Genomic DNA, 23236 nt, shown 5'->3' with positions numbered 1-23236 from the left:
GGCCAGCGCAGGGCTTTAGCGCGAGAGTGTGGCCAGGGCGGTGGCCGCGAAGGTCCTGGCCGAGGCATTCCACAGGCCCAGCAGTGCCTGGAGGTTCTCGCCGTCGGCCCGGTGCGCTGTGGTCTGTTCCTCAAGGACCGCCAGGACGCCCGTGCGCAGCTCGGTGTTGAAGTTGACCTTGCCCACGTTCATCGCCGCGGCCTTGACCAGTTCCTCGGCCGGAATGCCGGAGGCGCCGTGCAGGACCAGCGGGATCCGGGTACGCACGGCGATGTCCTGCAGCACGTCCCAGCGCAGCCGGGGCTCGCCTTTGTACTTGCCATGGACGTTACCCACGGCCACGGCGAGCAGCTGGGACCCCGTGCGGGCCACGAAGTCCTCCACCTGGGCGGAGTCGGTGAGCCCGTCGGGGGCGTCCGCCACGGTGCTGCCGGCGCTATCCGCGGCGTCGGTCCCGAAGGCCCGGTCCTCGTCGCCGGCGAGTCCGCCCAGTTCGGCTTCAATGACGACGTCGGCCCGGCCCTGCGCTGCCAAGGCCGCCCGGACGTTCCGGACCAGGGCGATGTTGTCCTCGTATGGCAGCGAGGACCCGTCGACCAGCACCGAGTCGGCCCCGGCACTGACGGCGTCGGCGATCACCGGCGGGTCGGTGGCATGATCCAGCTGCACCGCAATCGGCACGGAAGCTGCGTCGGCAAGCCCGCGCAGGGCGGCGATCAGCCGCAGCCCGTTGGGCGCTGCCGCGGTCTTCGGCGCGACCAGCAGGATGGCGCCCCGGCCGGATTCCTCGGCCGCCCCCACCACGGCGAGCGCGGTGGTGAAGTCGTAACAGGTGAACGCCGGAACGGCAGAGCCTTGCTGCAGGGCCCCGGTCACCAGGGTGTCCAGTTGGGTACGCATCAGGCGCTCAGTCCCCCCACCAGCATCCAGGCGACGAATGTCAGGGCGAAGCCTGCCAGTCCCAGCACGGTGGTGAGCACGGTCCAGGTCCTGAGGCCGTCGGCGACGGTCAGCCCGTAGTAGCGCACAACCACCCAGAAACCGGCGTCGGTCACGTGGGAGAGGCCGAGGGCGCCGAATCCGATGGCGATCACGATCACGGCGGTCTGCGCCGGCGTGTAGCCGCCGCCGGCAACGGCGGAGGAGAGCAGGCCGGCCGTGGTGACGATCGCGACCGTGGCCGAGCCCTGGGCTGCGCGGAGGGCGAGGGAGATGATGAAGCCAAGCAGCAGCAGCGGAACGCCGAGCGTGTCGAGGGATTCGGAGAGAGCCTTGCCGATTCCGCTCACCTGCAGGACGCTGCCGAACACGCCGCCTGCCGCTACAACCATCAGGATGGACGCGATCGGAGGCAGGGCGCCTTCGAAGATTTCGCCGGTTTCCGTCAGCGACCACTGCCGGCGGACGGCCAGGAGGAAGAAGCAGAGCGCAACGGCCACCAGCAGGGCGAAGACGGGGTTGCCCACGAACGCCGCGACGCCGTACCAGAAGTCGTTCTTCTCGATCACCAGGGTGCCGACGGTGCCGAGGAGGATCAGCACGATCGGGGTGGCGATGAGGACGATGATCAGTCCCGGACGGGGCGGGGCAATGGCCTTGCTGCCCGGGCCCTCGTGGCCAACGCGGACCATGGAGGCGGAGCCGAACTCGTCCACCTGGGTTTTGACGGCCGGCAGCAGCTCGTAGGTCTTGCGGTTCATGATGGACGCGACCCAGTAGGACAGGAAGCCAAGCGGCACGCAGATCGTCAGCGAGATCAGGGCGATCAGTCCGATGTCGGCGCCGAGCACGCCGGCACCGGCAACAATCCCCGGGTGCGGTGGCACAGCCACGTGGATGGCCAGCATGATGCCGGCCATGGGCAGGCCGAACTTCACCGGGTGGACGTTGGCGATTTTGGCGAACGCGTAGACGACCGGCACCAGGACAATGATGCCGACCTCGAAGAACACCGGGATCGCGACCAGGAAGCCGACTGCGGTGAGGGCCACGGCCACCCGCCGGGCGCCGAGCTTGGCGGTGAAGTGGTCGGCGAGGGACTGGACGCCGCCGGAGACCTCGATCATCCGCCCCAGGATCGCGCCGAGCGCAATCAGGAGGGCGACCTTGCCCATGGTGCCTCCCACCCCGGCGGCCACCACGGTGAACACGTCCTTGAGCGGGATCTGCGCGGCCACGGCCACCAGGATGCTGACGGTCAGCAGGGACACGAAGGCCTGGATCTTGAAGCGGATGATCATCACCAGCAGCAGGGCGACGCCGGCAGCCGCGATTGTCAGCAGCAGCGGTGTTCCCAGCTCCACGGCCGGCTTGATGACGGGCGCGTCGGCGGCGCGCACCATCAGGGAATTGAGCAGGGGGGTCATGAAGAGGTGTCTCCTTTGACAGGAAGGTCGCCCAACGATTCAACCGTCGGGTAAAAGTGGCGGAACAGTGGGGTGGGGACCCGGCGACGGCGGAGGGGGGACCGCCGTCGTCGGGCGTGGAACGGCTGGTTATTGGGCGGTGCGCTTGGTGGGCGCGACGACCTTGATGACGGCGGAGTCATCGGCTGCGGCGAGGCCCTGGGCCTGGCCGAGGAGGTAGAGCTGCTCGGCGGCGGCGGCCACCGGGGCGGCGAGGCCAGCTGCGCGGGTGGCCTTGCCGACGATCCCCATGTCCTTGACGAAGATGTCCAGCCGGCTGAGGACTTCGGCGCCGTCCTCGGTGTAGGCCTCCAGGATGCGCGGGCCGCGGTTGGAGAGCATGAAGGAACCCGCCGCGCCGGCTTCGAGGGCGGCGAGGGTCTTGGCCTGGTCCAGGCCCAGGGCGTCGGCCAGGGCCATCGCCTCGGCGGCGGCGGCGATGTGGATGCCGCAGAGCAGCTGGTTGACGGTTTTGAGGGCCTGGCCGTCGCCGGGCTTGTCGCCGACCACGGTCAGCGTGGAGGCCAGCAGCTCAAGGGCCGGGCGGGCCTTTTCCTGGGCCTCGGGCGAGGCGCCCACCACGATCAGGAGGTCGCCCTCGCCGGCACGCTTGGGGCCGCCGGACAGCGGGGCATCAACCAGTTCGACGCCGTATTCGGCCAGGCGGTCGACGGCGGCCGGGATGGCCTCGGTGCCCACGGTGCTGCCCAGGATCACGACGGCGCCCGGCTTGAGCACGGAGGCCACGCCGTTCTCGCCGAAGAGGACATCGCCCAGCTGTTCACCGTTGCGCACTGCCAGCAGCAGCGCGTCGGCGCCTTCCGAGGCTTCCCGTGCGGACGCGAACGTGCGGATGCCGGCCTCTTGAGCCAGCTTCAGGCGCGGTTCGGCGATGTCGAAGCCGTGGACGGTGAGCTCGCTTGCCAGGCGCGTGGCCATGGGCAGGCCCATGGCGCCAAGGCCAAGGACGGTGATGGTGTAGTTGCTGGTCATGGTGTTCTCCATCGAAATGACGTGTGTGGTGTTGGGCCTACTCCGGCGAGGGGCCCTGCCTGAGGTTGTGAAGGCTGGGAGCCGGTGGGGACTAGAAGGTGTTGCTGAGCTTGCGCGTGACATCGGCGAGGGACTGGTCGTCGCCCACGTTGCCGGCGAAGACGATGTACGGGATGCCCTTGGCCGGTCCGTCCACCGGTTCCCACAGGCTGACGATGCCCGGCAGCATGGGCCCGCGGACGATCGCGTGCCGGATTTCCAGGCCGTGTGCGGCCACGTCCGAGGACGTGATGCCGCCCTTGGCGATCACGAAGCGGGGCGGGAAGGTCTTCAGCGTGCGGTTCACGACCGCGACGACGGCGGCGGAGACGGTGCGGGCGATCCGCAGGCTTTCGGCGGCGTCAGAGGTCTTGATCAGGAGCCGGCTCGTGTGCACGATCACGTCGCCGCCGCGGAGGGCAGCGACCACCGTGTCCACGGTTTCATCCAGGTACTCCCCTGCGTTGTCGCCGAGGAGCTTCTCGACGTCGATCTCCACGATCCGGGCCGCGCTGTGCTGCTCGGTGAGGGCGTTGAGCTGGCGGGTGGTGACTCCGACGTGCGAGCCGACCACGATCAGGCCGCCGGCTTCCGAGGGGGTGTTGCCCGCATAGGCTTCCTGTCCGCTGAGTTCGGTGCGGATTTCCTGGCCGATCCGTGCCCGGACAAACGGCGGGCCCACGCGGTAGAGCAGCTTCTTGCCGCGGCTTTCCGCTTCTTCCAGGCCCAGGGCCAGTGCCCTCAGGTCGTTTTCGGTGACGATGTCCGCCACGATCGGAGTCGAATCCGTGGCGGCGTCGATGGCATCGGCAATGGCCTTGGCGGAGATCACCGGATCGGCGGACGCCCGGATGATGTCCAGATCCAGCACGATCACCGAATCCGCGGGGAACCGGCCGTTCGACTTCTCCTCGACGTATTTGGCCATCTCCGAGTTGGCGAAGCCGAAGCTGGCGTCCCGGGCGAATTCGGTCTCGGCCACGGGAGTGAGCTGCCCGGCGTCCTTGCCTGTGCCGCGGGTGAAGTGCACGCCGCCGACCGTCACGCGGCCGGCGTCGGGAAACGCGGGAACGATCACGACGCCGTCCGTCTTCTCGCCGTTGACGGCGGTGACCGTGGCCGCGATGACGTCCGGTTCGAGCGGGTAGTGGCCGCGGAGGGTGGAGTCGCTCCGGCTGACAAAGCTGAGCCGCAGCGCCGGTTCAGCGGATGCCGCGGCCGCGAGGGCGTTGCGGACGATCTCCTCGTTGCGGGCAGCCGCCTCGGCAGGGTCAAGGCTGCGGGTGTTGGTCAGCACGTAGACCGCGCGCTGGCGCTTGCCGTCGACTTCGTAGGCGAACGCCCAGGCAAAGTCCGCTACGTCCCAGCGGGTGAGGACCGGCAGGTTCGCCACGGACTGCGTGCCGGTGGGGTCGTCGTCGAGTACGACCAGGACACGGGGGGATGCCTCGGAGGAGGCGGCCACGCTGTCTGCCACCAGCCGGGCGGGGATCTGTACTTCCGCGGGGAAAGCGGCCAGCACGTCTGCTTCGAGGGGCACTATGCACTCCATTGTGTGTGGATCTGTCAGTGGAAAACTGCGCTTCTCCGCGAGCCGCAGCAGGAACAAAATGTAAGATGTCAGACATCTTGCATATGAATGCTAGTGTGGCATATGGCACAACGACGCGCAAGTAGACTTGGCCATCAGGGAGCACGCCATCAGGCAATAAGTCGCTGGACGGGGAGAATTGGCTAGGAAATCGCTGGTCGGCGTTGTGGCCGACGAACTGCTGGACCGGATTATTGGCGGCGAGTTCCCGCCCGGCGCGAGCGTCCCCGGCGAACTGGAGCTCAGCTCCCGGCATGAAGTCAGCCGCATGACCGTGCGCGAGGCCATGAAAACCCTTGAAGCCCAGCGGATCCTCAGTGTGGAACGCGGCCGGGGCACGTTCGTGAACCCGGTGAACCGCTGGGGCTCACTGGACGCCGTGCTGCGGGCAGCCTCGGAGGGCACAAACGACGCCTCGGCCGCCATCCAGCTCATCGAGCTGCGGCGGATGCTGGAGACGGGCGCCTGCGAGCTGGCTGCCGGACGGATGTCGGACACGGACATCCAGGCCCTCCGCGCGCACGTGGACAGGATGCGGCTGGCCCACGAGAGGAATGATCTCGCGGCGTTCGTGGAGGAAGACCTCGCTTTCCACGACCTCATCCTGCAGGCCTCGGAAAACGTCTTCGTCGCCGTATTGTTCGAACCCCTGCACCGTGTGCTGGAAAAACGGCGGACGGAAACTTCGAAGGTGCCGGAGATCCAGGAGCACGCGATCGGGCACCATCAGAACATCGCCGACGCCCTGGCCTCCCGCGACCCGCACCGCGCCCGCGACGCCATGGACGCCCACATGCGGCAGACCCTTGACGATCTGAAGACCTTCGTGCTGGCCGGCGGCCCGGCCTGACACGGACCCGCGCTTTGCCCGGATGAAGAGTTCAGGCGAGCGAGAGGAAGAGCTTCTCGAGTTCGGCGCGGTCCAGGCTGGGGTCTTCCTGCTGCATGCATTGCTGCAGGCCCGTGGCAATGATGGAGAATCCCGCCTTGTCCAGGGCGCTGGACACGGCCGCCAGCTGGGTCACGACGCTCTTGCAGTCACGGCCCTCCTCGATCATCCTGGTGACGGCCGCGAGCTGGCCCTGGGCGCGGCGAAGCCGGTTGATGACAGGCTTCATGTCGGTGGGATCGAGTTCCATTGGTTCCTCCGGTTCGATGCGTCAGGCTCCCCATTATACCCCCCTGAGTATTTCGCCTCCCGGGTGGCGAACGGCCAGGGGTGGCCGCCGGGGACTCATGCCGCCCCGCTAGGGGCATAAGTACCTAGCGAGGCATGGAAGATCGGCGTATTGCTGGTGATGTGAACGCCGCCAGGTTCCTAGAACCGGACGCCGGCGGTACCGGCGTCAACCTCCCCGCCGCGGGGCCGTGGCATCCAGGGGATCAGAGCTCCGCACGCGGGCGTGCCGGTGACCTGCATTCCCGGCCCTGGAGCCGGTATGTCGCCTTGGGCGACTCGTTTACGGCAGGCGTCGGCGACCCGGAACCGCTGAGCCCCGGGGGCATCCGGGGGTGGGCGGACCGCATCGCCGAGGAACTCGGCGAGGGCCGCCGCGAGTTCGGGTACGCAAACCTTGCTATCAGCGGCCTGGTCCTGCGCGAGATCCTCGACCAGCAGCTCGGACCGGCCCTGAACCTGAAGCCTGACCTCGTCTCGCTCTCCGCCGGCGGGAACGATCTCGTGTTCCATCGCGGCGATCCGGACCGGATGGCCGCGGCCCTGGACGACGCCGTGGCAGCCCTCTCTGCCACCGGGGCCACGGTGGTCGTGTTCACCGGGCCGGACTGGGGCGAGACCGCCGTGTTCGGACACATCCGGGGCAAGGTTGCGGTATTCAACGAGAACATCCGTGTCATCGCCGCCCGGCATGATGCCGTCATCGCTGATTTGTGGGCCCTGCGGCAACTGAGCGATCCGCGGATGTGGGATCCGGACCGCCTGCATTTCTCGCCGCTGGGACACCACACCATTGCGGCCATGGTCCTGGACACGCTCAGCGTGCCACACCGCCTGCGGCCGCTGGAGCCCAAGCCGATGCCGCCGGGCAACTGGCGGGAGGCCCGGGCCGGTGACCTGGCCTGGATGGCGCACTACATGCTGCCCTGGATGGTGAGCCGGATCAGGCCGCGCCCAGACGCCCCGCCGCGGCAGGCCAAACGCCCGCTGCCCGGACCGCCTCCCGGGGTCCCGGACTCCGGGCACAAACCCCTAGTCCGGCCGGGTTCGGTCGGCTAGTCTGCAGGAACGGCCCACAGCCGGGCATCGATGGCGATCACGAGGAGCGAAGTTGTCTAATCACACTTACAGCATTTCTGAAATTGTCGGAACCTCGAACGAGGGCGTCGATGCGGCCGTCCGGAACGGCATCGCCGAGGCCGCCAAGACCCTGCGGAACCTTGACTGGTTCGAAGTCAAGGAGATCCGCGGCCACCTCGAAAACGGGCAGGTCGCCGACTGGCAGGTCACCATCAAGCTGGGGTTCCGCCTGGAGCGTTGACGCCAGACTCCGGAGCGGGCCGGCACGCACCGCCCCGCTCCGGAGAAACCCGCAACCCGTCAGGGCAGAGGAGGCCAGGGCGGAGAGGAAAACTTCATGCGCTATACGCATCTGGGCCGCTCCGGCCTGACAGTCTCGCGCCTTTGCCTGGGCACCATGAACTTTGGCCCGCAGACCGAGGAGACGCAGGCCTTCGCCATCCTGGACACCGCGCAGGCCGCCGGCATCAACTTCGTCGACACGGCCAATGTGTATGGCGGGTCCAGCCACCGCGGCTGGACGGAGGAAATACTCGGCCGCTGGTTCGCCCAAGGGGGCGAGCGCCGCGAGCGCACGGTGCTTGCCACCAAGTTGTTCGGCACCATGACCGACCGGCCCAACGAGTCCAAACTCTCGGCACTGCACATCCGCCGGGCACTCGACGCCAGCCTGAAACGGCTGCAGACGGACTACATCGATCTGTACCAGTTCCATCACGTGGACCGGAACACGCCCTGGGATGAGATCTGGCAGGCTATCGAGGTCGCCGTCCAGCAGGGCAAGATCCTGTACTCGGGCAGCAGCAACTTCGCCGGCTGGCACATCGCCCTGGCCCAGGAAAGCGCCGGCCGCCGCAACTACAACGGGCTGGTCAGCGAACAGTCGATTTACAACCTGCTGACCCGGGACGTGGAACTGGAGGTCATCCCGGCCGCCCAGCAGTATGGCCTGGGGATCCTGCCATGGTCGCCGTTGCACGGCGGCCTGCTCGGCGGAGTGCTGAAGAAGGAGAACGACGGCGTCCGGCGCGTCGCGGGCCGGGCCCTCGATGCGCTCAAATCGCACCAGAAACAGATCCGGCGATACGAGGAGTTCGCCGCCGAACTGGGTCAGGAACCCGCGGACGTGGCACTCGCGTGGCTGCTCCACCAGCCGGCAGTCACCGCCCCGATCATCGGCCCGCGTACCCTTGAGCAGCTCGAAGCCTCCGTCAGGGCGCACAAATTGAAGCTCGACACCGATGCGCTCAAGCGCCTCGACGAGATCTTCCCGGGCCACAGGACGGCCCCCGAAGACTACGCCTGGTAGGGCGCAGGCGGCTGTTTTCGCACCCCGCCCGCCGAACCCACGGGTGTCGGGTGGCTCTTTGATACTAAGCATGATTAGTATTAGGGCAGAAGGATGTAGCGCACCCGGCGATCCGGGTGCCTCCTCTATGAAAGAAGAAGGAACGAAAAATGGGTTTTCTCGCATTTCTGATTCTGGGCCTCATCGCCGGAGCAATCGCTAAGGCTATCCTCCCGGGACGTCAGGGCGGTGGCATCATCATCACTCTGATCCTGGGCGTCGTCGGCGCCCTGCTCGGCGGATTCATTGGCAGCGCACTGTTCGGCGTGGGCATCAACGAGTTCTTCTCGCTGTCGACCTGGCTGCTGGCCATCGGCGGTGCGATCATCGTCCTGCTCGTTTACGGCATGATCAGCAAGCGCTCAGCCCGCTAACACGGAAGCTGACCGGAAACCGGCCCTGGGTTATTCCCGGGGCCGGTTTTTTGCACTATTTTGGCAGCAAGGCGGCCTGCCGGCCGCACGAGCCGGCACCGCAACCCACTGTCCAGGAACTGTTCAAGACCGTCTACTTTTCACCTACGTCAGGGAGCAGGAGCACAGCATGAAGGGCAAATTTCTTTTCGCCACCGGACTGGCAGCAGGATACGTCCTGGGATCGCGGTCCGGCCGCGCAGCGTATGACAAGCTCAAGGCCAGGTCGGCAGAGCTCTGGCACAGCAAGCCGGTCCAGGACAAAGTGGCCGCGGCAGCAGAAACGGTCAAAGACAAAGCCCCCGAGGTCTCCGAACAGCTCGGCGAAGCCGCCCGCCGCGCCGGTACCGTCATAAGCTCCGCTGTCCACCGCGATGCCGGCCACGGCAGCACCTCCGCGGCCACGCAGGGAGCAGCCACGCCCGGAACGCCGGCACCCGCGGCCCGCGATGTCCAAACCGACCCGGCGCTCACCGACCAGACCGGCCAGGACTGGTCGGATGAGGGCGGCGCCACCCCGGCAGGCCCCGCCACCAACGTGGACGAGGACAAACTGCCCTAGGGGTTCTTTGAGGGGCCACCGTCGCCGCCTCTGCCGGCTACCGCCCGCCGAAGGGCGGCAGCGCGCCGGCCACCACGGTGGCCCCCAGTTCCTCCGAGCGCAGCACCCGGGCCGCCAGTCCGTGCCGGCGGAGGATTCCGGCCGTCTGCGCGGACTGCCGGCGGCTGGTCTCTATCAGCACGTGGCCGCCGGGCGCCAGCCACTGCCGTGCGCCGGCGGCGACCCGCCGCTGCACCTGAAGCCCGTCGGCGCCGCCGTCGAGGCAGGCCCGCGGCTCGTGGACACGCGCTTCCTGCGGCATGGTTTCGATGTCTGCCGAGGGAACGTAGGGGGCGTTGACGGCCAGCAGCCGGACCCGGCCCCGGAGGCCCGCCGGGAGCGGAGCATAGAGATCACCCTCGTGGACCTGCCCGCCCAGGGGCACGACGTTGGTGCGTGCACAGGACACGGCCGCGGGGTCGATATCGGCGCAGTGGAGTTCGGCGGGGCCGGCGAGGGCCGCGAGCGCCGCACCGACAGCGCCGGACCCGCAGCAGAGATCGACGACGACCGGTGCCGGGGAGTCGCCCCGCGCCACGCGGCTTGCGTCCAGCAGCGCAGCGGCCTGGCGGACGAGGAATTCGGTCCGGCGGCGGGGCACGAAGACTCCGGTGTCGACCGCGATGCGGAGTCCGCAGAATTCCGCCCAACCGAGAATGTGTTCAAGGGGAAGGCCGGCGACCCTCCGGCCGGCCATCCGTTCGAGCGCCTCCGGGGTCGGGGCCGCGTCGATCAGCAGGCGGGCCTCGTCTTCGGCAAACACGCAGCCCGCTGAACGGAGCCTGGCCGTGAGTATCTCGTGCGGGGAGAGATGGCGGATTACTGGCATGGGAGCGCCTTTCGGTCGGGTGTCAGACGCCCTCACCGTGAGCTGGCCGCGGCCGGCACTGCTGGGCGGGCGTCCTTTCTGGACTTGCGTGAACGGGACCCACCTCCTTTTGCTGCAGTTGCTCGAATTCCCCATGCTACCGAAGCCGCCCGCGGCCAGCCGTGATTGGTCTGCTGTGATTAACCAGCCGTGATTAACCAACTGTGATTGGGCCGCTGTTTGCGGCGGCGGATTGTGACGCCCGTTTGGGATGCCTTGGCGGCGGCGGCTGGCAGGATGGCAGCATGGCCTCCCTCCCTGCACACGATCTCATCTGGACCGGCTCCTACACGGCAGATTCCGGCGGCCGCGGCACGGGGATCGGCGCGGTTGCCGCGGCGGCGGACGGCACATTGCGGTGGTTGGGTGTTGCGGCGGCGGCCGACTCGCCGTCCTTCCTGGCGGTCCACCCTTCCCTCCCTGTGGTCTATGCCGTGGCCGAGCAGGCCAGGACCGTCCGGGCCTACCGCCGGGCCGGCGCGTTTGGCCTGGAGCCCGCGGGCCCGGCGTGGCCGGCCGGTGACGCCGCCTGCCACGTCGCCGTCGAGCCTTCCGGCCGTTTCCTCGTTGTCTGCTGCTGGGGCGACGGCCAGGTGCTGTTCTATGGGCTCGACGCCGACGGCGGCATCGTGGGCCGGGCGGCTGGCGTCGAATCGCGCGACCCGTACGGTGAGGCTCCCGGCGGCGGCCCCAGCGAACGGGACAGGCGGCCGAGCCGCGCCCATGCGGCTCTTATGCTGGCCGACGGCAGGGTGATGACCACCGACCTCGGCCACGACCTGCTGCGGATCTGGAATGTCGGCTCCGGGCAGGGGCCGGCCTTGGGACCGGTCCTGGACCATGAGGTGGTCCTGCCGCGGGGCAGCGGCCCCAGGCACCTGGTCCAGCACCCGGGCGGCCACGTCTTTGTAGTGACCGAGTATTCAATCGAGGTGGCCGTGGCCGGATTGTCGCCGGACTCCGGGGACTTCAGGCTCGGATTCGTCGGGCCGGCCACCGCCGGCGGGGCGCAGCCGGATGATTCGGCGGCAGAGATCGCGTTGGCGGCCGACGGCAGGTATGCGTATGTGGGCGTCCGCGGTTCGAACCGGGTCTGCGTGCTGGAGGTGGAGGCCGGTGCCGCGGCGCTGCGTCCGGTAGCCGACGTCCCCAGCGGCGGGAACTGGCCCCGGCACCACCTGGTTCGCGACGGCTTGCTGCATGTCGCCCACGAACGCTCCGGCGACGTCGTAACGTTTCCCCTGGACGCGGTATCAGGGTTGCCAGGTATCCCCGCGTTCCGGCTGCAGGTGGCCTCCCCCACCGCCCTGGTGGCGGCCCGGCTGGTGCCCCGGGGGTGAGGAGCCGGCGCCGGACCGGCGCGGTGCCGCGGTGCCGCGCAGGCTTGGTGCCGAGCCGCCAGCCGGGTCAGCTGGCCGTGGCAAGCCCCGGAGCAGCCTGGTCGACGCCCTGTTCGCCACCGTCCAGCTGGATCCCGGCCAACCGGAACCCGCCCTCCGGCTGGAGCCCGCGCTCCACTTGGAAACCGTCGGCGAACTGGAGTTCGTCCCCCAGCTGGATACCGCCGTCGAGCTGGAAGCCACAGGGACAGCGCCACAGGGCCGGGAGATCGAGGGACGGGTCCGCGGGCCCGAACGAGTAGTAGGGCATCGCCGGCTCCGGCGAGGTCCACTGCATGGGGGCGCCGCAGTGCAGCGGGGCGCCGGGCGGGAGCACTGTCGCAGGGTCCCCGGTCAGGGTTGCGGATTCAGCCACGGCGCCTACTCTCGTTGAGATCTGAAAAACAAGTAGTAAGCATACATATAAGTAGTTAAACGAGCTAGTTGTGCCGCTCGGCGCCGATGGCCGCGCTCATCCGGCGGAGGAACGTGATGACCACGCGGGCGTCCTCCGCGCTCATGGACTCGGCCACCTCCATCATGCGCCTGTGCATGTGTCCAAGCGTGGCGCGGACTTCGGAATCCGTCGCCACCGTTGGCACGATCACAAGTGAGCGCCGGTCCGTCGGGTGCGGCTCACGCCGGACATGCCCGCTGGCCACCAGCCGGTCGATCAGTGACGTTGTGGAAGCGGTGGTAATTCCCAGGACGCGGCTGAGATCCTTCGGGCCAACCCTTTCGTCTGTCGCCTTGGCCCGCAGCAGGTAGCGCAAAGCCAGCAGGTCCGTCTCACCCATCCCCATCGAATCCCGGGTGGACCGCCTGGTCGCCACCTCCGAGATCCGATAGTCGCGGAGGGCCTGCAGGATCGCCGCCGGAGGATCCAGGCTGTCGTCGGGGCCATACCAGTATCCGGAGGCGCCGTGGGAGTCCATTCGCCAAGCCTAGCGGAACTGGTAACTAGTCAGCCGTACAATCCGGGCGGCTGCAGCCACAGGGCCAACGCAGCACCGGGGGCTGGGTCCGGGCCGGGGAGCCAGGACGCCTGTGGCGGGCACAAAAAACCCCGGCTGCCTGTTGCCAGGAAACCGGGGTTTTTCCACTCTTCGCTAAAAGAGTGGGCCCTGTGGGGATCGAACCCACGACCCACGGATTAAAAGTCCGATGCTCTACCAACTGAGCTAAAGGCCCCAGCCGACAGCCCCGAACCAGTGGATAAATCCGCCGGTGCAGCGCGTTTCGGCCCAGTCCATTTCTGGACGTTAACACTGTACCCCAGACCCGGGCCGGCTTTTTTCATGTTGCGCGCACCGGCGGCGTCGGCCTCCGGTGTCTCCGGCAGCAGCGCGCACCGATCCTCGATTCCCTTGCGGCACTGGAGTAGCGTGGGGGCATGAGCGAGCAAGCAGGATCAAGCGCCCCCGGCCCGCGGCACCACAAGCCGAAACCCTTCGCACCGATCGACTTTGAGCCCTTCGCCGGAGGGGCCGATCCTGCCCGCGTCTCGGAGGCGGCCCATCTGGCCGCGCAGGCCCTTGTGCGCCGCGGCCGGGACAGCGACGACCCCAAAGTCACCAAACGGCTCGTCAAACTCGCCGATGAGCAGGGCCTGGAAGCGATCGCCGAAATGTGGGCCGAAAGCCCCGCCCGGTCCCTCCCCGGCGCGCTGTGGCGTCTCTACGCCCTGCGGGCTGCCACCATCCAGGATCCCGAGCGGATCTCCGTCTACTTCAAGGCGGGCAAGGACACGGCCCAGGTTTCGCACGTGGTCGCCGGCGCGGCCGAACCGCCCGGCGCCGATGAGATGAAATCCATGGCGGACGCCATCCTCTCCGGGGCGTTCGACGGCGAATTCGACGTCGCCCTGGAACGCTCCGCGGCGTTCTGCCGCGTGGTGGCCCTGGGCCAGGCAACGCTTGCGGACAACGCCGAGCACAGCAACGAAAACCACGCCAGCAAACTCACCCGCAACTCGCATCTGCTCGTCAAGACGGCCGAGGATCTCGAACACGCCGCCAACGCGTGGCGTCTGGGCGAACTGGACTAAGAGGCCAGCCGGGCCGGGCGGCAGGCGCCCGGATGACGGGCCCGCAGTACCTCGGACACGCACGACGCGGGCAAGCTGTCAATGTTGACTTGCATGAACCTACGTAGAAAACTAAAAGCGGTGCCGAACCGCGAAACCCCCGGGCTTCAACATTTAGCCGCCTAGAGCGGCCTACCGCCGAGAGGCGTATCCGGTTCGGCACCATTTTCATGCCTTCTTACCCTGACGTTCGCCCGGTTTTCACCTGCGCGGTCACATGCCGCGTCGGGCCGGGCCGGACCCGTCGCGGACGGTAAAGTGATGCGTATGCACTGGTCACCGTCAAGTCACACGGCCGGCCGGTTCCACCCGCGAACCTCCTCCCGGAAGACCGGTGACACCACGTGAAGCTGCGCCTGTTCCCCCAGGAGTCCGCCGGACTCAACCTGCTATCCCAAATGGCGCGCCAGATCGTGCTGGGGACAGGAACACTCTCGGAGATCCTCGGCGCCCCGGCCAGCGAGCATGCCCGGCTGGTGGAGGACATGCACAATCACGAGGCCAAGTCCGCGGAGCTGCACTTTGCCCTCCTGACCCACATGCGCACCAGCTTCGTGAACCCGCTGCCGCGCGAGGACATGTACACGCTGTCCCGGTTCCTCAACGAGGCCATGGAGAAGCTCGACGCCGCCGCCGAGCTCGTCTCCCTCTACAAGCTCGAACGGCTGCCCAGGCGGGCCGCCGACCAGCTGGAAATCATCAGCCGCCAGGCCGAACTCACGGTCGATGCGATGCGGCGGCTGAACAATCTGGACGACCTCGAGGACTACTGGATCGAGATCCTGCGCCTGGCCAAGCGTGCCGAGCGCACGCACCGGGTCTGGGTCGCGGACATGCTCCACGAGATGAAGGCCATGCAGTACGCGCGCAACCGCGACGTCGCGAACCAGCTCGTGGAAGTCACGAAGGACATGCGCCGGATCGCCACCCAGGTGGGCAGCATCATCGTCAAGGAATCCTGACGTGGTGCTCTTCTTCCTTGCCCTGGTGCTGCTCTGCGCCGGGGCCTTTGCATTCCTCAACGGGTTCAGGGACGCGTCCTCGTCGGTGGCGCTGGCCGTGCGGACGCGGGCGCTGACCCCAACAGTGGCGGTAATTCTGGCCAGCCTGTTCAACTTCATCGGTGCCGTGCTGAGCGCCGCCCTGGCCCTGGCCCTCAGCCAGGCATGGCTGTCGCTGCCGCCGGGCACGAACGGCCTGACGATACTGCTGGCCGCGCTGCTGAGCGCCATCCTCTGGGGCGTCTACATGTGGTGGCGCGGCATCCCCTCATCCTCCACCCATGCCCTGGTCGGCGGGCTCGCAGGGGCGGGGGTCGCGAGCGTCGCCGTCGGCGGAAACCCCGTCATGGGCGTTGACGCCTCGCTCCTGTCCCAGGTGGTGCTCCCGCTGCTGATCTCACCGGTGATCGCCTACGCGGGGTCGTTCCTGCTGGTCTGGCCTGCGGGCTGGGCGGCCCGGTACACGCCGCCCAATGTCGTCAACACCCGCTCCCGGCGGGCCCAGGCCATTGCCGCCGGCGCCGTCGCCTTCGGGCACGGGCTGCAGGACGGCCAGCGCACCAGCGCGGTGGTGATCCTGGCGCTGCTGGCGGCCGGGCTCTCCGACGGCGGTTCGGTGCCGGTGTGGGTGGCCCTGCTGACGGCCGTCCTGCTGTCGGCGGGAACCCTGGCGGGCGGGTGGCGGATTTCCTACACCATCGGCTACCGGCTGACCCGGGTCGATCCCCTGCGCGGATTCGTGGCGCAGATGTACAGCGCGGTGATGCTGCTGGTAGGCGCGATCGGGCTGCACTGGCCCGTCTCCACCACCCACACAGTGACGGCGGCAACCCTTGGCGCCGGCGCCAACCAGTGCTTTCCCGGCACCGACCGGCGGCTGGTGATCCGCATCCTGGTGTTCTGGGTGGTGACTCCGGTTGTCACCGCCGCCGCCGCATTCGTCCTGCAGCTGGCACTCTCGACGGTGGCCGGCCTGTAGGACGCGTCGATTGCTCCGCAGGTGCCCTTTTGAGGGGTCAAAACGGCACCTGCGGAGCAATCGACGAGCAGGCTGGCTATCCGAAGCGGCCGGAGACGTAGTCCTCAGTGGCCTTCTCGGTCGGGTTGCTGAAGATCGTGGGGGTGTCGCCGAACTCGATCAGCTTGCCCGGCTTGCCGGTGCCGGCGATGTTGAAGAAGGCCGTCTTGTCCGACACGCGGGCCGCCTGCTGCATGTTGTGCGTCACGATCACCACGGTGTACTGGTCCTTGAGCTCGTTGATGAGGTCCTCAATGGCCAGCGTCGAGATCGGGTCCAAGGCGGAGCAGGGCTCGTCCATGAGGATCACCTGGGGTTCAACGGCAATCGCGCGCGCAATGCACAGGCGCTGCTGCTGGCCGCCGGACAGCCCGGAGCCGGGCTTGGACAGACGGTCCTTGACCTCGTTCCACAGGTTGGCCCCCTGCAGGGACCGCTCCACCAGGACATCGGCCTCGCCCTTGGAGATCTTCGTGTTGTTCAGCTTCACGCCGGCCAGCACGTTGTCCCGGATAGACATGGTGGGGAACGGGTTGGGGCGCTGGAACACCATCCCGATCTGGGACCGGACCGTGACCGGGTCGACGCCGGGGCCGTACAGGTTGTCCCCGTCCAGCAGCACTTCGCCCTCAACCCTCGCGCCGGGGATGACCTCGTGCATGCGGTTCAGGGTGCGCAGGAAGGTGGACTTGCCGCAACCCGAGGGGCCGATGAAGGCCGTGACGGACTTGGCGTCGATGTTGATGTTGACGCCTTCGACGGCCAGGAATTTGCTGTAGTAGACGTTCAGGTCCTTGACGTCGATGCGCTTAGACATGGTGTTCCTTCACTTGCTGGAGGTAGGGGCGGCGGGCGCGGTGGCCTAGCGGCCTGTCTTGGGGGCGAAGATTCGGGCAATCAGGCGGGCGCCGAGGTTGAGCAGCATCACCAGGATGATGAGCACCAGGGCCGCGCCCCAGGCCCGCTCGGAGGACGGATCCGGGTTCGACGGGGAGGTGGGGTTCAGGATCTGGGTGTAGATGAAGGTCGGCAGCGAGGCCATCCAGCCGCTGAACACGTTGGTGTTGATGGTGGTAGCGAATCCGGCGGTGACCAGAATCGGCGCGGTTTCGCCGATCACGCGGGCGATCGCCAGGGTGATGCCGGACGCGATGCCGGAGATCGCCGTCGGGAGGACCACCTTGAGGATGGTCCGCCACTTGCGGACGCCGAGGGCGTAGGCGGCCTCGCGGAGTTCGTTGGGCACGATCTTGAGCATTTCCTCGCTGGAGCGGACCACCACCGGGATCATCAGCACGGACAGTGCGACGGCGGCGACGGCGCCGGTCTTGGTGCCCGGGCCGACAACCGCGAAGAACGCGGCGGCGGCGAACAAGCCGGCGACAATCGAGGGGATGCCGGTCATGACGTCCACAAAGAAGGTGATGGCCCGGGCCAGAGCGCGGTCCTCGCCGTATTCCACGAGGTAGATCGCGGTCAGCAGGCCAACGGGGACCGAGATGAGGGTGGCGAGCACCGTGATCAGCAACGTGCCCATGAGCGCGTGGTAGATGCCGCCCAGCAGGGGGGCGCCGTCTTCGACAGTCTTGTTGTCGAAGGCGCCGGTGACCCCGTTCATGGAGGTGGTGAGGAAGCCGGGATCCAGGAGCCCGGGGAGCCCATTGATCAGCACGGTCCAGATCACGGAGAACAGGGGCAGCAGGGCAATCAGGAAGGCCCCCACAACCAGGCAGGTGGCCAGCTTGTCCTTGGCTTTGCGGGCGCCTTCCACAACAAGGCTCCAGCCCACCAGGCCGGCGGCGAAGAGGATGGCGGAGACGAGTCCCCAGCCGAAGGCATTGAAGCCGATCAATGCGAGGATCGCCGCGCCGAGGATCAAGGCAACGGCCACGACGATGTACGGCGCGGCCTTGGGCAGCTGGCCCTTGGTCAGCGCCGAGCGCTTGCGTACCGGAGTCAGGGTGGAGGTCATTTAGTTGGCTCCCGAGAATTCTTTGTGCCGGGTGATGATTCCCCGGGCAATCATGTTCACGCCGAGGGTGATGACGAACAGCACCAGGCCCGCGGCGATCAGCGTGCTGACCTTGAGCCCGCTGGCCTCGGGGAAGTTCAGGGCGATTTCGGCGGCGATGGTCTGGTTGCCGGTCTGGATCAGGCTGGCGGTCAGGGCTCCGGATGACAGCACCAGAGCGACGGCCATGGTCTCGCCGAGGGCCCGGCCCAGTCCCAGCATCACGGCGCTGATGATCCCGGGCCGGCCGAACGGCAGCACGGTCATCCGGATCATCTCCCAGCGGGTGGCCCCGAGCGCCAGCGCGGCCTCTTCGTGCAGCTTGGGGGTCTGCAGGAAGATTTCGCGGGTCAGGGAGGTGATGATCGGCAGGACCATGACGGCGAGCACGATTCCGGCCGTCAGGATGGTCTTGCCGGTGGCGGAGGCGGGGCCCTGGAAGATCGGCAGCCAGCCCAGGTTCCCGGCCAGCCAGTTGTACGACGGCGAGATTTCCTTGGCCAGGAATGCGACGCCCCAGGCGCCGTAGACCACGGACGGGATCGCGGCGAGGAGGTCAATCACGTAGCCCAGGCCGGAAGCGAGCTTGCGCGGCGCGAAGTGCGAAATGAACAGCGCGACGCCGATCGCGATCGGCGTCGCGATCACGAGAGCGATCACCGAGGCGATGAGGGTGCCGATGACGAGCGGCCAGATGTAGGTGAAGAATCCTTCGCCGCCCTGGATCTTGTCCGCCGGAGCCACGAGGGCGGGGAGCGCCTGGATCACGAGAAACAGTGCCACGCCGAAGAGCACGACGAGGATCAAACACCCTGCTGCCAAGGTGGCTGCGGAAAAGACTTTGTCACCGGCGTGGCCTGCGCCCCGGGACTTGGTCAGGGAGGTGGTGGTCACTTCACGGTCCTTCGGTTTGGATGGGATCCGGGCGCCGGGTGCGGAGGCCTCCGCGGCCGGTGCCCGGCAAATCTTGATGTATGGAACAAATGCGTCAGTTCCCTGCGCCATGGCGGCCGCCGGTGACGGCCGCCATGACGCAGGGAACCTTTGATCAGGCCTGTGTTTCCACTATGCCTTTTTCCACTTCGCCTCGCGGCGCAGCGTATTCCTAGGCCTTGGCCTTGACGGAGTCGACGGCGGCCATTGCCTTGTCCTGGAGGGTCTTGGACAGCGGCGCCGACTTGGCGGCGTCGGCGGCGGCCTGCTGGCCCGCGTCGGAGGCGGCGTACTTCACGAAGGCCTTGACCAGGTCAGCGGTGGCCTGCGTGTCGTAGGTGGTGCAGACGATGTGGTACGACACCAGGACGATCGGGTAGGCGCCCGCGGCCGTGGTGGTGCGGTCCAGCTTGATGGCGAGGTCGTTGGCGTTGCGGCCCTCGACCGGCTTGCCCTGGTCAACTGCCTTGGAAGCTGCCTCGGCGGAGATCTTCGTGAAGGTGTCGCCGACCTTGATCTGCGCGGTGCCGAGCTTGCCGCTGACAGCTGAGTCGTCGGCGTAGGTCACGGCGCCGGGGGTGTCGGTGACCGTCTTGACGACGCCGGAGGTGCCCTTGGCGTTCTCGCCCTTCAGGCTGGCGGGCCAGACGCCGGCTGCCTTGTCGGTCCAAACCTCGGGAGCGACGGCGGACAGGTAGTCCGTGAAGTTGGTGGTGGTGCCGGAGTCATCCGAGCGGTTCACCGGGGTGACCTTGAGGTCCGGAAGCGTGACGCCCGGGTTCATGGCCGCGATGGCGGGGTCGTTCCAGTTGGCGACCTCGCCGCGGAAGATCTTTGCGACGGTGGGGGCGTCGAGCTTCAGGTCCGTGATGCCAGGGACGTTGAAGGCGACGGCGATCGGCGAAATGTAGACCGGGATGTCAATGGCTCCGTCGGGACCACACTTTTCCTTGGAGCTGGCGAGCTCGTCATCCTTGAGGTAGGCATCGGAGCCGGCGAACTGGGCCGAGCCGTCGAGGATCGCCTTGCGTCCGGCGCCGGAACCGTCCGGGGAGTACTGCACATTGGCACCCGGGTTGGCGGAAGCAAAGTTGGTCTTCCAGACATCCATGGCTGCGCCCTGGGCGGAAGAACCGATGCCGGTCAGGGTGCCGGTGACCGCGGGACCCGAGGCCGACGGCGCCGCGGTCTGGGCCGTGTTGGTTGCGTTGTCCGAACCGCAGGCGGTCAGCGCGAGTGCGCCGACGGCGATGACAGCGATAGCCGCGTTGCGGCCGAAGCGGAGTGCCTTCACTGAGTTGTACCCCTTCCAGGGCTGTGAGTGCCGGGCCCGGAGAAGGCCCGCAGGGATGCGTACGGGTTTGTACCTTTACCGACCGTAAGTGGCCCAGGTGAAGAGAATTGCGGACCAAAGTGAACGGCCGGTGAACGACGCGGGGCTATTGGCTTACATATGCCGGGTGGCCATTGTGTTCTGTGCGTCACAGTCGTATCAGCGGCACAGTGCCCGCGGCCCGTGCCGACGGCCCCGGGGCAGCAAATAGACTGGTGCGCATGGCCTCCGCGACTGGACTCTCCGCAAGCGCACGATTCCTGCGCGGCCGGGTCCGCACCGGCTTTGTCCGGAGCCGGAACTCCCTGGTCCCGGCCATCCAGATGACAGCCTGCGCAGTGGGTGCCTACGCTTTCGCAGAATACGTCCTGGGCCATACCGCTCCGCTGTTTGCGGCCACCTCAGCACTGATTGCGCTCGGGTTTTCCCGCGACCCCCGGCTGCGCCGCGTCATCGAGGTGGGCATGGGCTGCACGATCGGGATTGTCGTCGGGGACCTGCTGCTGCACTGGTTGGGCTCCGGAATCTGGCAGGCCGCCGTCGTGCTCCTTTTCTCCATCCTGCTGGCCAGGTTCCTGGACAGCGGGACGATCTTCACCACCCAGCTGGGCCTGCAGTCGGTGCTCGTGGTGCTCCTGCCCGCGCCGATCGGGGGCCCGTTCACCCGCAGCATCGACGCCGTGGTGGGCGGGGTCTTCGCGCTCCTGGTGACCATCCTCGTTCCCAAAGACCCCCGGCGTGAACCCCGCAGTGACGTCAAGAAACTCCTGCACGAGCTCGCCGAGGTGCTGCGGGAATGCGCGTCTGCTCTGACTTACAGTGACTCCACCCAGGCCTGGCATGCCCTGATCCGGGGCCGGAACTGCCAGCCGCTCGTCGATGCCATGCGCCAGTCGCTGCGTGCCTCAGGCGAAGTGGCAACCCTGGCCCCCGCCTACCGGCGGCACCGGGACGAACTGGACCAGATGGAGCAGTCGCTGGACTACATCGATCTCGCGCTCCGCAACAGCCGGGTCTTTGCGCGCCGCCTGACTAGTGCCATCAACCATGCGGCGCTCTCGGACGAGGCCACCCAGAACATCGCCGAGGTCCTGCAGGAGACGGCCGCCGCCGTCGACGAACTCTCGCTCGGCCTGGCGGAAATTCACGACGGCGCCCGGCGCGCCCACCTGCGCACCGCCCGGTCCGAGCTGAGGGAGATCGCCGTCCGCCTGCATCCGCGGATGCTGGATGTCCAGCTGCTCGAGGGCGAAACGGTGGTCATGCTGTTCCGCCCTCTCATGGTGGACCTGCTCGAGGCCGCCGGGCTGGATTCCAAGGAAGCCCGGGACATCCTGCCCCCGCTGTAGCTGCTGCAGCTGGCGCACGGGCCCTGCTGACCCCGCGGCCTGCGCCCTTGGTTGTCGCTGGTCCCCGATAGTGTGGACCAATGGCTACGAAGACTTCCCGGGGGCCGAAGGCGCCCGGCTATAAATGCGCCGAATGCGGCTGGACAACGGCCAAGTGGGTGGGCCGCTGCGGCGAGTGCCAGGCATGGGGCAGCGTGGAGGAGACCGGCACCGCCGTGGCCCGGACGACGGCGGCCACGACGGTCCTGGAACCGGCCCGCCGGATCGCCGACGTCGACGCCACTACCGCCGCGTTCCTGCCCACCGGTGTGGCTGAACTCGACCGTGTGCTCGGCGGCGGGCTGGTGCCAGGCGCCGTGATCCTGCTGGCGGGAGAGCCCGGGGTGGGCAAGTCGACGCTGCTGCTGGACGTTGCGGCCAAGTTCGCCCGCACGGCGCAGGACGTCCTCTACATCACCGGCGAGGAATCCGCGGCCCAGGTCAAGCTCCGCGCGGACCGGATCGACGCCGTGGCCGAATCCCTGTACCTGTCCGCCGAAACTGACCTGGGGCAGGCCCTGGGGCAAGTGGAGAAGCTGGAGCCGCGTCTGCTGGTGGTGGACTCCGTGCAGACCCTCAGCAGCGCCGACGTCGAGGGCAGCGCCGGCGGGGTGTCCCAGGTGCGCGAGGTGGCGGCGTCCCTGATCGCCGCGGCCAAGCGCCGCAGCATGACCACGCTGCTGGTCGGGCACGTGACCAAGGACGGCTCCATCGCCGGGCCCCGGCTGCTGGAACACCTCGTGGACGTCGTCTGCCAGTTCGAAGGCGAACGGCACTCGCGGCTGCGGCTGCTGCGCGCGGTTAAGAACCGCTACGGACCCACCGACGACGTCGGCTGCTTCGACCTGAACGAGGACGGCATCGAGGGCCTCGCCGATCCCAGCGGGCTGTTCGTCTCCCGGACCAAGGAGCCCGTTTCGGGAACCTGCATCACGGTCACGCTGGAGGGCCGCCGGCCCCTGCTGGCCGAGGTGCAGGCGCTGCTCGCCGAGAGCGCCAGCTCCCAGCCCCGCCGCGCCACCAGCGGGCTCGACAGCTCGCGCGTCGCGATGCTGCTGGCCGTCCTGCAGCAGCGCGCCGGCTGCCTGCTGAACAAGGACGACTCGTACGTGGCAACGGTCGGCGGCGTCAAGCTCAGCGAACCCGCCACGGACCTCGCCGTGGCCCTGGCGGTGGCTTCGGCCAAGGCCAGGAAGCCGCTCCCCCAGCGCCTGATTGCCTTCGGCGAGGTGGGCCTGGCGGGCGAAGTCCGCCCGGTGCCCGGCATCAACCAGCGGATCCAGGAGGCGCACCGGCTCGGCTTCACCCATGCCGTGGTGCCGGCCAGCCCCAACGGGCACGGACCGGTTCCGGCGGGTTTCTCGGTCCGCGAGGTCGGCCACCTGGCCGAGGCCCTGGGACTGCTGATCAGCTGACGCCGCGGAAGCCGGGTTGCCGGGTGCTCTGGGACAGCAAGACGATGGGCGTTATCGAGGTCCGCTGAGGCTGAAAATGCCCTCTTGCCAAGGATACCCCCCCGGGGTATGTTGGGCGTAGCCGCAGATAAGGGAGCATCCGTCAGGAGTACGCACC

General features: G+C 67.9%; 24 protein-coding genes and 1 tRNA gene. 12 read left to right on the top strand and 13 right to left on the bottom strand.

Annotated features, from left to right (window positions below; all coding sequences use genetic code 11):
* Window positions 1–15 precede the first annotated feature (15 nt).
* From B5X90_RS09140 to B5X90_RS09125, 4 genes are all read right to left on the bottom strand, one after another.
* A complete protein-coding gene (locus tag B5X90_RS09140) occupies window positions 16–900 on the bottom strand; it encodes a class II fructose-bisphosphate aldolase (protein ID WP_079552182.1) in 885 nt (294 codons plus the stop codon).
* The gene (locus B5X90_RS09135; RefSeq protein WP_079552180.1) at window positions 900–2366 is read right to left on the bottom strand and encodes a GntP family transporter; all 1467 of its coding nucleotides are present in this window, start codon (window positions 2364–2366) and stop codon (window positions 900–902) included. Before B5X90_RS09135 ends, B5X90_RS09140 begins: the two co-directional genes overlap by 1 nt.
* Before the next feature lie 129 nt (window positions 2367–2495).
* Window positions 2496–3398, bottom strand: coding sequence for an NAD(P)-dependent oxidoreductase (locus B5X90_RS09130; RefSeq protein ID WP_079552478.1), 903 nt, complete (start codon window positions 3396–3398; stop codon window positions 2496–2498).
* A 91-nt stretch (window positions 3399–3489) separates the two neighbouring features.
* A complete protein-coding gene (locus B5X90_RS09125; protein WP_079552178.1) occupies window positions 3490–4977 on the bottom strand; it encodes a four-carbon acid sugar kinase family protein in 1488 nt (495 codons plus the stop codon).
* Window positions 4978–5167: 190 nt separating this feature from the next.
* Here B5X90_RS09125 and B5X90_RS09120 point away from each other — a divergent pair, with 190 nt between their 5' ends.
* Window positions 5168–5878 carry a FadR/GntR family transcriptional regulator gene (locus tag B5X90_RS09120; protein WP_079552176.1) on the top strand — a complete coding sequence of 237 codons (711 nt, stop codon included), beginning with the start codon at window positions 5168–5170 and terminating at the stop codon, window positions 5876–5878.
* Window positions 5879–5909: 31 nt separating this feature from the next.
* Here B5X90_RS09120 and B5X90_RS09115 read toward each other — a convergent pair whose 3' ends face one another.
* On the bottom strand, window positions 5910–6167 hold the full coding sequence (locus tag B5X90_RS09115; protein ID WP_018774886.1) for a metal-sensitive transcriptional regulator: 258 nt from the start codon (window positions 6165–6167) through the stop codon (window positions 5910–5912).
* Between the two features lie 134 nt (window positions 6168–6301).
* On the opposite strand from B5X90_RS09115, the gene B5X90_RS09110 reads away from it, so the two are divergent.
* The 5 genes from B5X90_RS09110 (at window position 6302) to B5X90_RS09090 (ending at window position 9608) form a co-directional block, all read left to right on the top strand.
* On the top strand, window positions 6302–7264 hold the full coding sequence (locus tag B5X90_RS09110) for an SGNH/GDSL hydrolase family protein (RefSeq protein WP_256860140.1): 963 nt from the start codon (window positions 6302–6304) through the stop codon (window positions 7262–7264).
* A gap of 52 nt (window positions 7265–7316) precedes the next feature.
* Window positions 7317–7526 carry a dodecin gene (locus B5X90_RS09105; protein WP_011690139.1) on the top strand — a complete coding sequence of 70 codons (210 nt, stop codon included), beginning with the start codon at window positions 7317–7319 and terminating at the stop codon, window positions 7524–7526.
* Between the two features lie 96 nt (window positions 7527–7622).
* Window positions 7623–8594, top strand: a complete 972-nt coding sequence (locus B5X90_RS09100; protein WP_079552174.1) for an aldo/keto reductase — start codon at window positions 7623–7625, stop codon at window positions 8592–8594.
* A gap of 149 nt (window positions 8595–8743) precedes the next feature.
* Window positions 8744–9007, top strand: coding sequence for a GlsB/YeaQ/YmgE family stress response membrane protein (locus B5X90_RS09095; protein ID WP_018774889.1), 264 nt, complete (start codon window positions 8744–8746; stop codon window positions 9005–9007).
* A 169-nt stretch (window positions 9008–9176) separates the two neighbouring features.
* Window positions 9177–9608, top strand: a complete 432-nt coding sequence (locus B5X90_RS09090; protein WP_079552172.1) for a hypothetical protein — start codon at window positions 9177–9179, stop codon at window positions 9606–9608.
* A gap of 37 nt (window positions 9609–9645) precedes the next feature.
* On the opposite strand, the gene B5X90_RS09085 is transcribed toward B5X90_RS09090, so the two are convergent.
* The gene (locus B5X90_RS09085) at window positions 9646–10476 is read right to left on the bottom strand and encodes a putative protein N(5)-glutamine methyltransferase (protein ID WP_079552169.1); all 831 of its coding nucleotides are present in this window, start codon (window positions 10474–10476) and stop codon (window positions 9646–9648) included.
* Between the two features lie 284 nt (window positions 10477–10760).
* On the opposite strand from B5X90_RS09085, the gene B5X90_RS09080 reads away from it, so the two are divergent.
* Window positions 10761–11855 (top strand): lactonase family protein, encoded by a 1095-nt coding sequence (locus B5X90_RS09080; protein ID WP_079552167.1) that lies wholly within the window; start codon window positions 10761–10763, stop codon window positions 11853–11855.
* A 67-nt stretch (window positions 11856–11922) separates the two neighbouring features.
* Here B5X90_RS09080 and B5X90_RS09075 read toward each other — a convergent pair whose 3' ends face one another.
* The 3 genes from B5X90_RS09075 to B5X90_RS09065 form a co-directional block, all read right to left on the bottom strand.
* Window positions 11923–12270 (bottom strand): hypothetical protein, encoded by a 348-nt coding sequence (locus B5X90_RS09075; RefSeq protein WP_143264696.1) that lies wholly within the window; start codon window positions 12268–12270, stop codon window positions 11923–11925.
* A gap of 64 nt (window positions 12271–12334) precedes the next feature.
* On the bottom strand, window positions 12335–12829 hold the full coding sequence (locus B5X90_RS09070; RefSeq protein WP_079552163.1) for a MarR family winged helix-turn-helix transcriptional regulator: 495 nt from the start codon (window positions 12827–12829) through the stop codon (window positions 12335–12337).
* Window positions 12830–13012: 183 nt separating this feature from the next.
* A tRNA-Lys gene (locus tag B5X90_RS09065) sits at window positions 13013–13085 on the bottom strand.
* A gap of 202 nt (window positions 13086–13287) precedes the next feature.
* Here B5X90_RS09065 and B5X90_RS09060 point away from each other — a divergent pair.
* The 3 genes from B5X90_RS09060 (at window position 13288) to B5X90_RS09050 (ending at window position 15960) form a co-directional block, all read left to right on the top strand.
* Window positions 13288–13941, top strand: coding sequence for a hypothetical protein (locus B5X90_RS09060; RefSeq protein ID WP_018774895.1), 654 nt, complete (start codon window positions 13288–13290; stop codon window positions 13939–13941).
* Window positions 13942–14324: 383 nt separating this feature from the next.
* Window positions 14325–14942: a DUF47 domain-containing protein gene (locus B5X90_RS09055; RefSeq protein ID WP_028276610.1), complete on the top strand. Its 618-nt coding sequence runs from the start codon at window positions 14325–14327 to the stop codon at window positions 14940–14942.
* Between the two features lies 1 nt (window position 14943).
* Window positions 14944–15960, top strand: coding sequence for an inorganic phosphate transporter (locus B5X90_RS09050; RefSeq protein WP_079552161.1), 1017 nt, complete (start codon window positions 14944–14946; stop codon window positions 15958–15960).
* Window positions 15961–16036: 76 nt separating this feature from the next.
* Here the strand turns inward: B5X90_RS09050 and pstB are convergent, their stop codons facing one another.
* The 4 genes from pstB to pstS form a co-directional block, all read right to left on the bottom strand.
* The gene (gene pstB, locus B5X90_RS09045) at window positions 16037–16816 is read right to left on the bottom strand and encodes a phosphate ABC transporter ATP-binding protein PstB (RefSeq protein ID WP_079552158.1); all 780 of its coding nucleotides are present in this window, start codon (window positions 16814–16816) and stop codon (window positions 16037–16039) included.
* A gap of 45 nt (window positions 16817–16861) precedes the next feature.
* Entirely contained in the window at window positions 16862–17971 is a 1110-nt protein-coding gene (gene pstA / locus B5X90_RS09040) for a phosphate ABC transporter permease PstA (protein ID WP_079552156.1), read from the bottom strand.
* Window positions 17972–18904 (bottom strand): phosphate ABC transporter permease subunit PstC, encoded by a 933-nt coding sequence (pstC, locus tag B5X90_RS09035; protein ID WP_079552473.1) that lies wholly within the window; start codon window positions 18902–18904, stop codon window positions 17972–17974.
* A gap of 211 nt (window positions 18905–19115) precedes the next feature.
* On the bottom strand, window positions 19116–20237 hold the full coding sequence (pstS, locus tag B5X90_RS09030) for a phosphate ABC transporter substrate-binding protein PstS (RefSeq protein ID WP_079552154.1): 1122 nt from the start codon (window positions 20235–20237) through the stop codon (window positions 19116–19118).
* 260 nt (window positions 20238–20497) lie between these two features.
* Here pstS and B5X90_RS09025 point away from each other — a divergent pair, with 260 nt between their 5' ends.
* Both B5X90_RS09025 and radA read left to right on the top strand, forming a co-directional pair.
* Window positions 20498–21625: an FUSC family protein gene (locus B5X90_RS09025; RefSeq protein ID WP_079552151.1), complete on the top strand. Its 1128-nt coding sequence runs from the start codon at window positions 20498–20500 to the stop codon at window positions 21623–21625.
* An 80-nt stretch (window positions 21626–21705) separates the two neighbouring features.
* Entirely contained in the window at window positions 21706–23079 is a 1374-nt protein-coding gene (gene radA, locus B5X90_RS09020; RefSeq protein ID WP_079552149.1) for a DNA repair protein RadA, read from the top strand.
* The last annotated feature ends 157 nt before the right edge of the window (window positions 23080–23236 follow it).

The sequence above is a fragment of the Arthrobacter sp. 49Tsu3.1M3 genome (assembly GCF_900168135.1).
GTDB lineage: Bacteria > Actinomycetota > Actinomycetes > Actinomycetales > Micrococcaceae > Arthrobacter.
The sequence above is the reverse complement of the archived record's forward strand: the minus strand, read 5'-3'. Positions and strand labels throughout refer to the sequence as shown.

Excerpts from the sequence above, each read along its gene's own strand:
- B5X90_RS09140 (WP_079552182.1), bottom strand. The coding sequence starts at position 900 with ATGCGTACCCAACTGGACACCCTGGTGACCGGGGCCCTGCAGCAAGGC.
- B5X90_RS09135 (WP_079552180.1), bottom strand. The coding sequence starts at position 2,366 with ATGACCCCCCTGCTCAATTCCCTGATGGTGCGCGCCGCCGACGCGCCC.
- B5X90_RS09130 (WP_079552478.1), bottom strand. The coding sequence starts at position 3,398 with ATGACCAGCAACTACACCATCACCGTCCTTGGCCTTGGCGCCATGGGC.
- B5X90_RS09115 (WP_018774886.1), bottom strand. The coding sequence starts at position 6,167 with ATGGAACTCGATCCCACCGACATGAAGCCTGTCATCAACCGGCTTCGC.
- B5X90_RS09110 (WP_256860140.1), top strand. The coding sequence starts at position 6,302 with ATGGAAGATCGGCGTATTGCTGGTGATGTGAACGCCGCCAGGTTCCTA.
- B5X90_RS09100 (WP_079552174.1), top strand. The coding sequence starts at position 7,623 with ATGCGCTATACGCATCTGGGCCGCTCCGGCCTGACAGTCTCGCGCCTT.
- B5X90_RS09095 (WP_018774889.1), top strand. The coding sequence starts at position 8,744 with ATGGGTTTTCTCGCATTTCTGATTCTGGGCCTCATCGCCGGAGCAATC.
- B5X90_RS09090 (WP_079552172.1), top strand. The coding sequence starts at position 9,177 with ATGAAGGGCAAATTTCTTTTCGCCACCGGACTGGCAGCAGGATACGTC.
- B5X90_RS09085 (WP_079552169.1), bottom strand. The coding sequence starts at position 10,476 with ATGCCAGTAATCCGCCATCTCTCCCCGCACGAGATACTCACGGCCAGG.
- B5X90_RS09080 (WP_079552167.1), top strand. The coding sequence starts at position 10,761 with ATGGCCTCCCTCCCTGCACACGATCTCATCTGGACCGGCTCCTACACG.
- B5X90_RS09070 (WP_079552163.1), bottom strand. The coding sequence starts at position 12,829 with ATGGACTCCCACGGCGCCTCCGGATACTGGTATGGCCCCGACGACAGC.
- B5X90_RS09060 (WP_018774895.1), top strand. The coding sequence starts at position 13,288 with ATGAGCGAGCAAGCAGGATCAAGCGCCCCCGGCCCGCGGCACCACAAG.
- pstB (WP_079552158.1), bottom strand. The coding sequence starts at position 16,816 with ATGTCTAAGCGCATCGACGTCAAGGACCTGAACGTCTACTACAGCAAA.
- pstA (WP_079552156.1), bottom strand. The coding sequence starts at position 17,971 with ATGACCTCCACCCTGACTCCGGTACGCAAGCGCTCGGCGCTGACCAAG.
- B5X90_RS09025 (WP_079552151.1), top strand. The coding sequence starts at position 20,498 with ATGGCCTCCGCGACTGGACTCTCCGCAAGCGCACGATTCCTGCGCGGC.
- radA (WP_079552149.1), top strand. The coding sequence starts at position 21,706 with ATGGCTACGAAGACTTCCCGGGGGCCGAAGGCGCCCGGCTATAAATGC.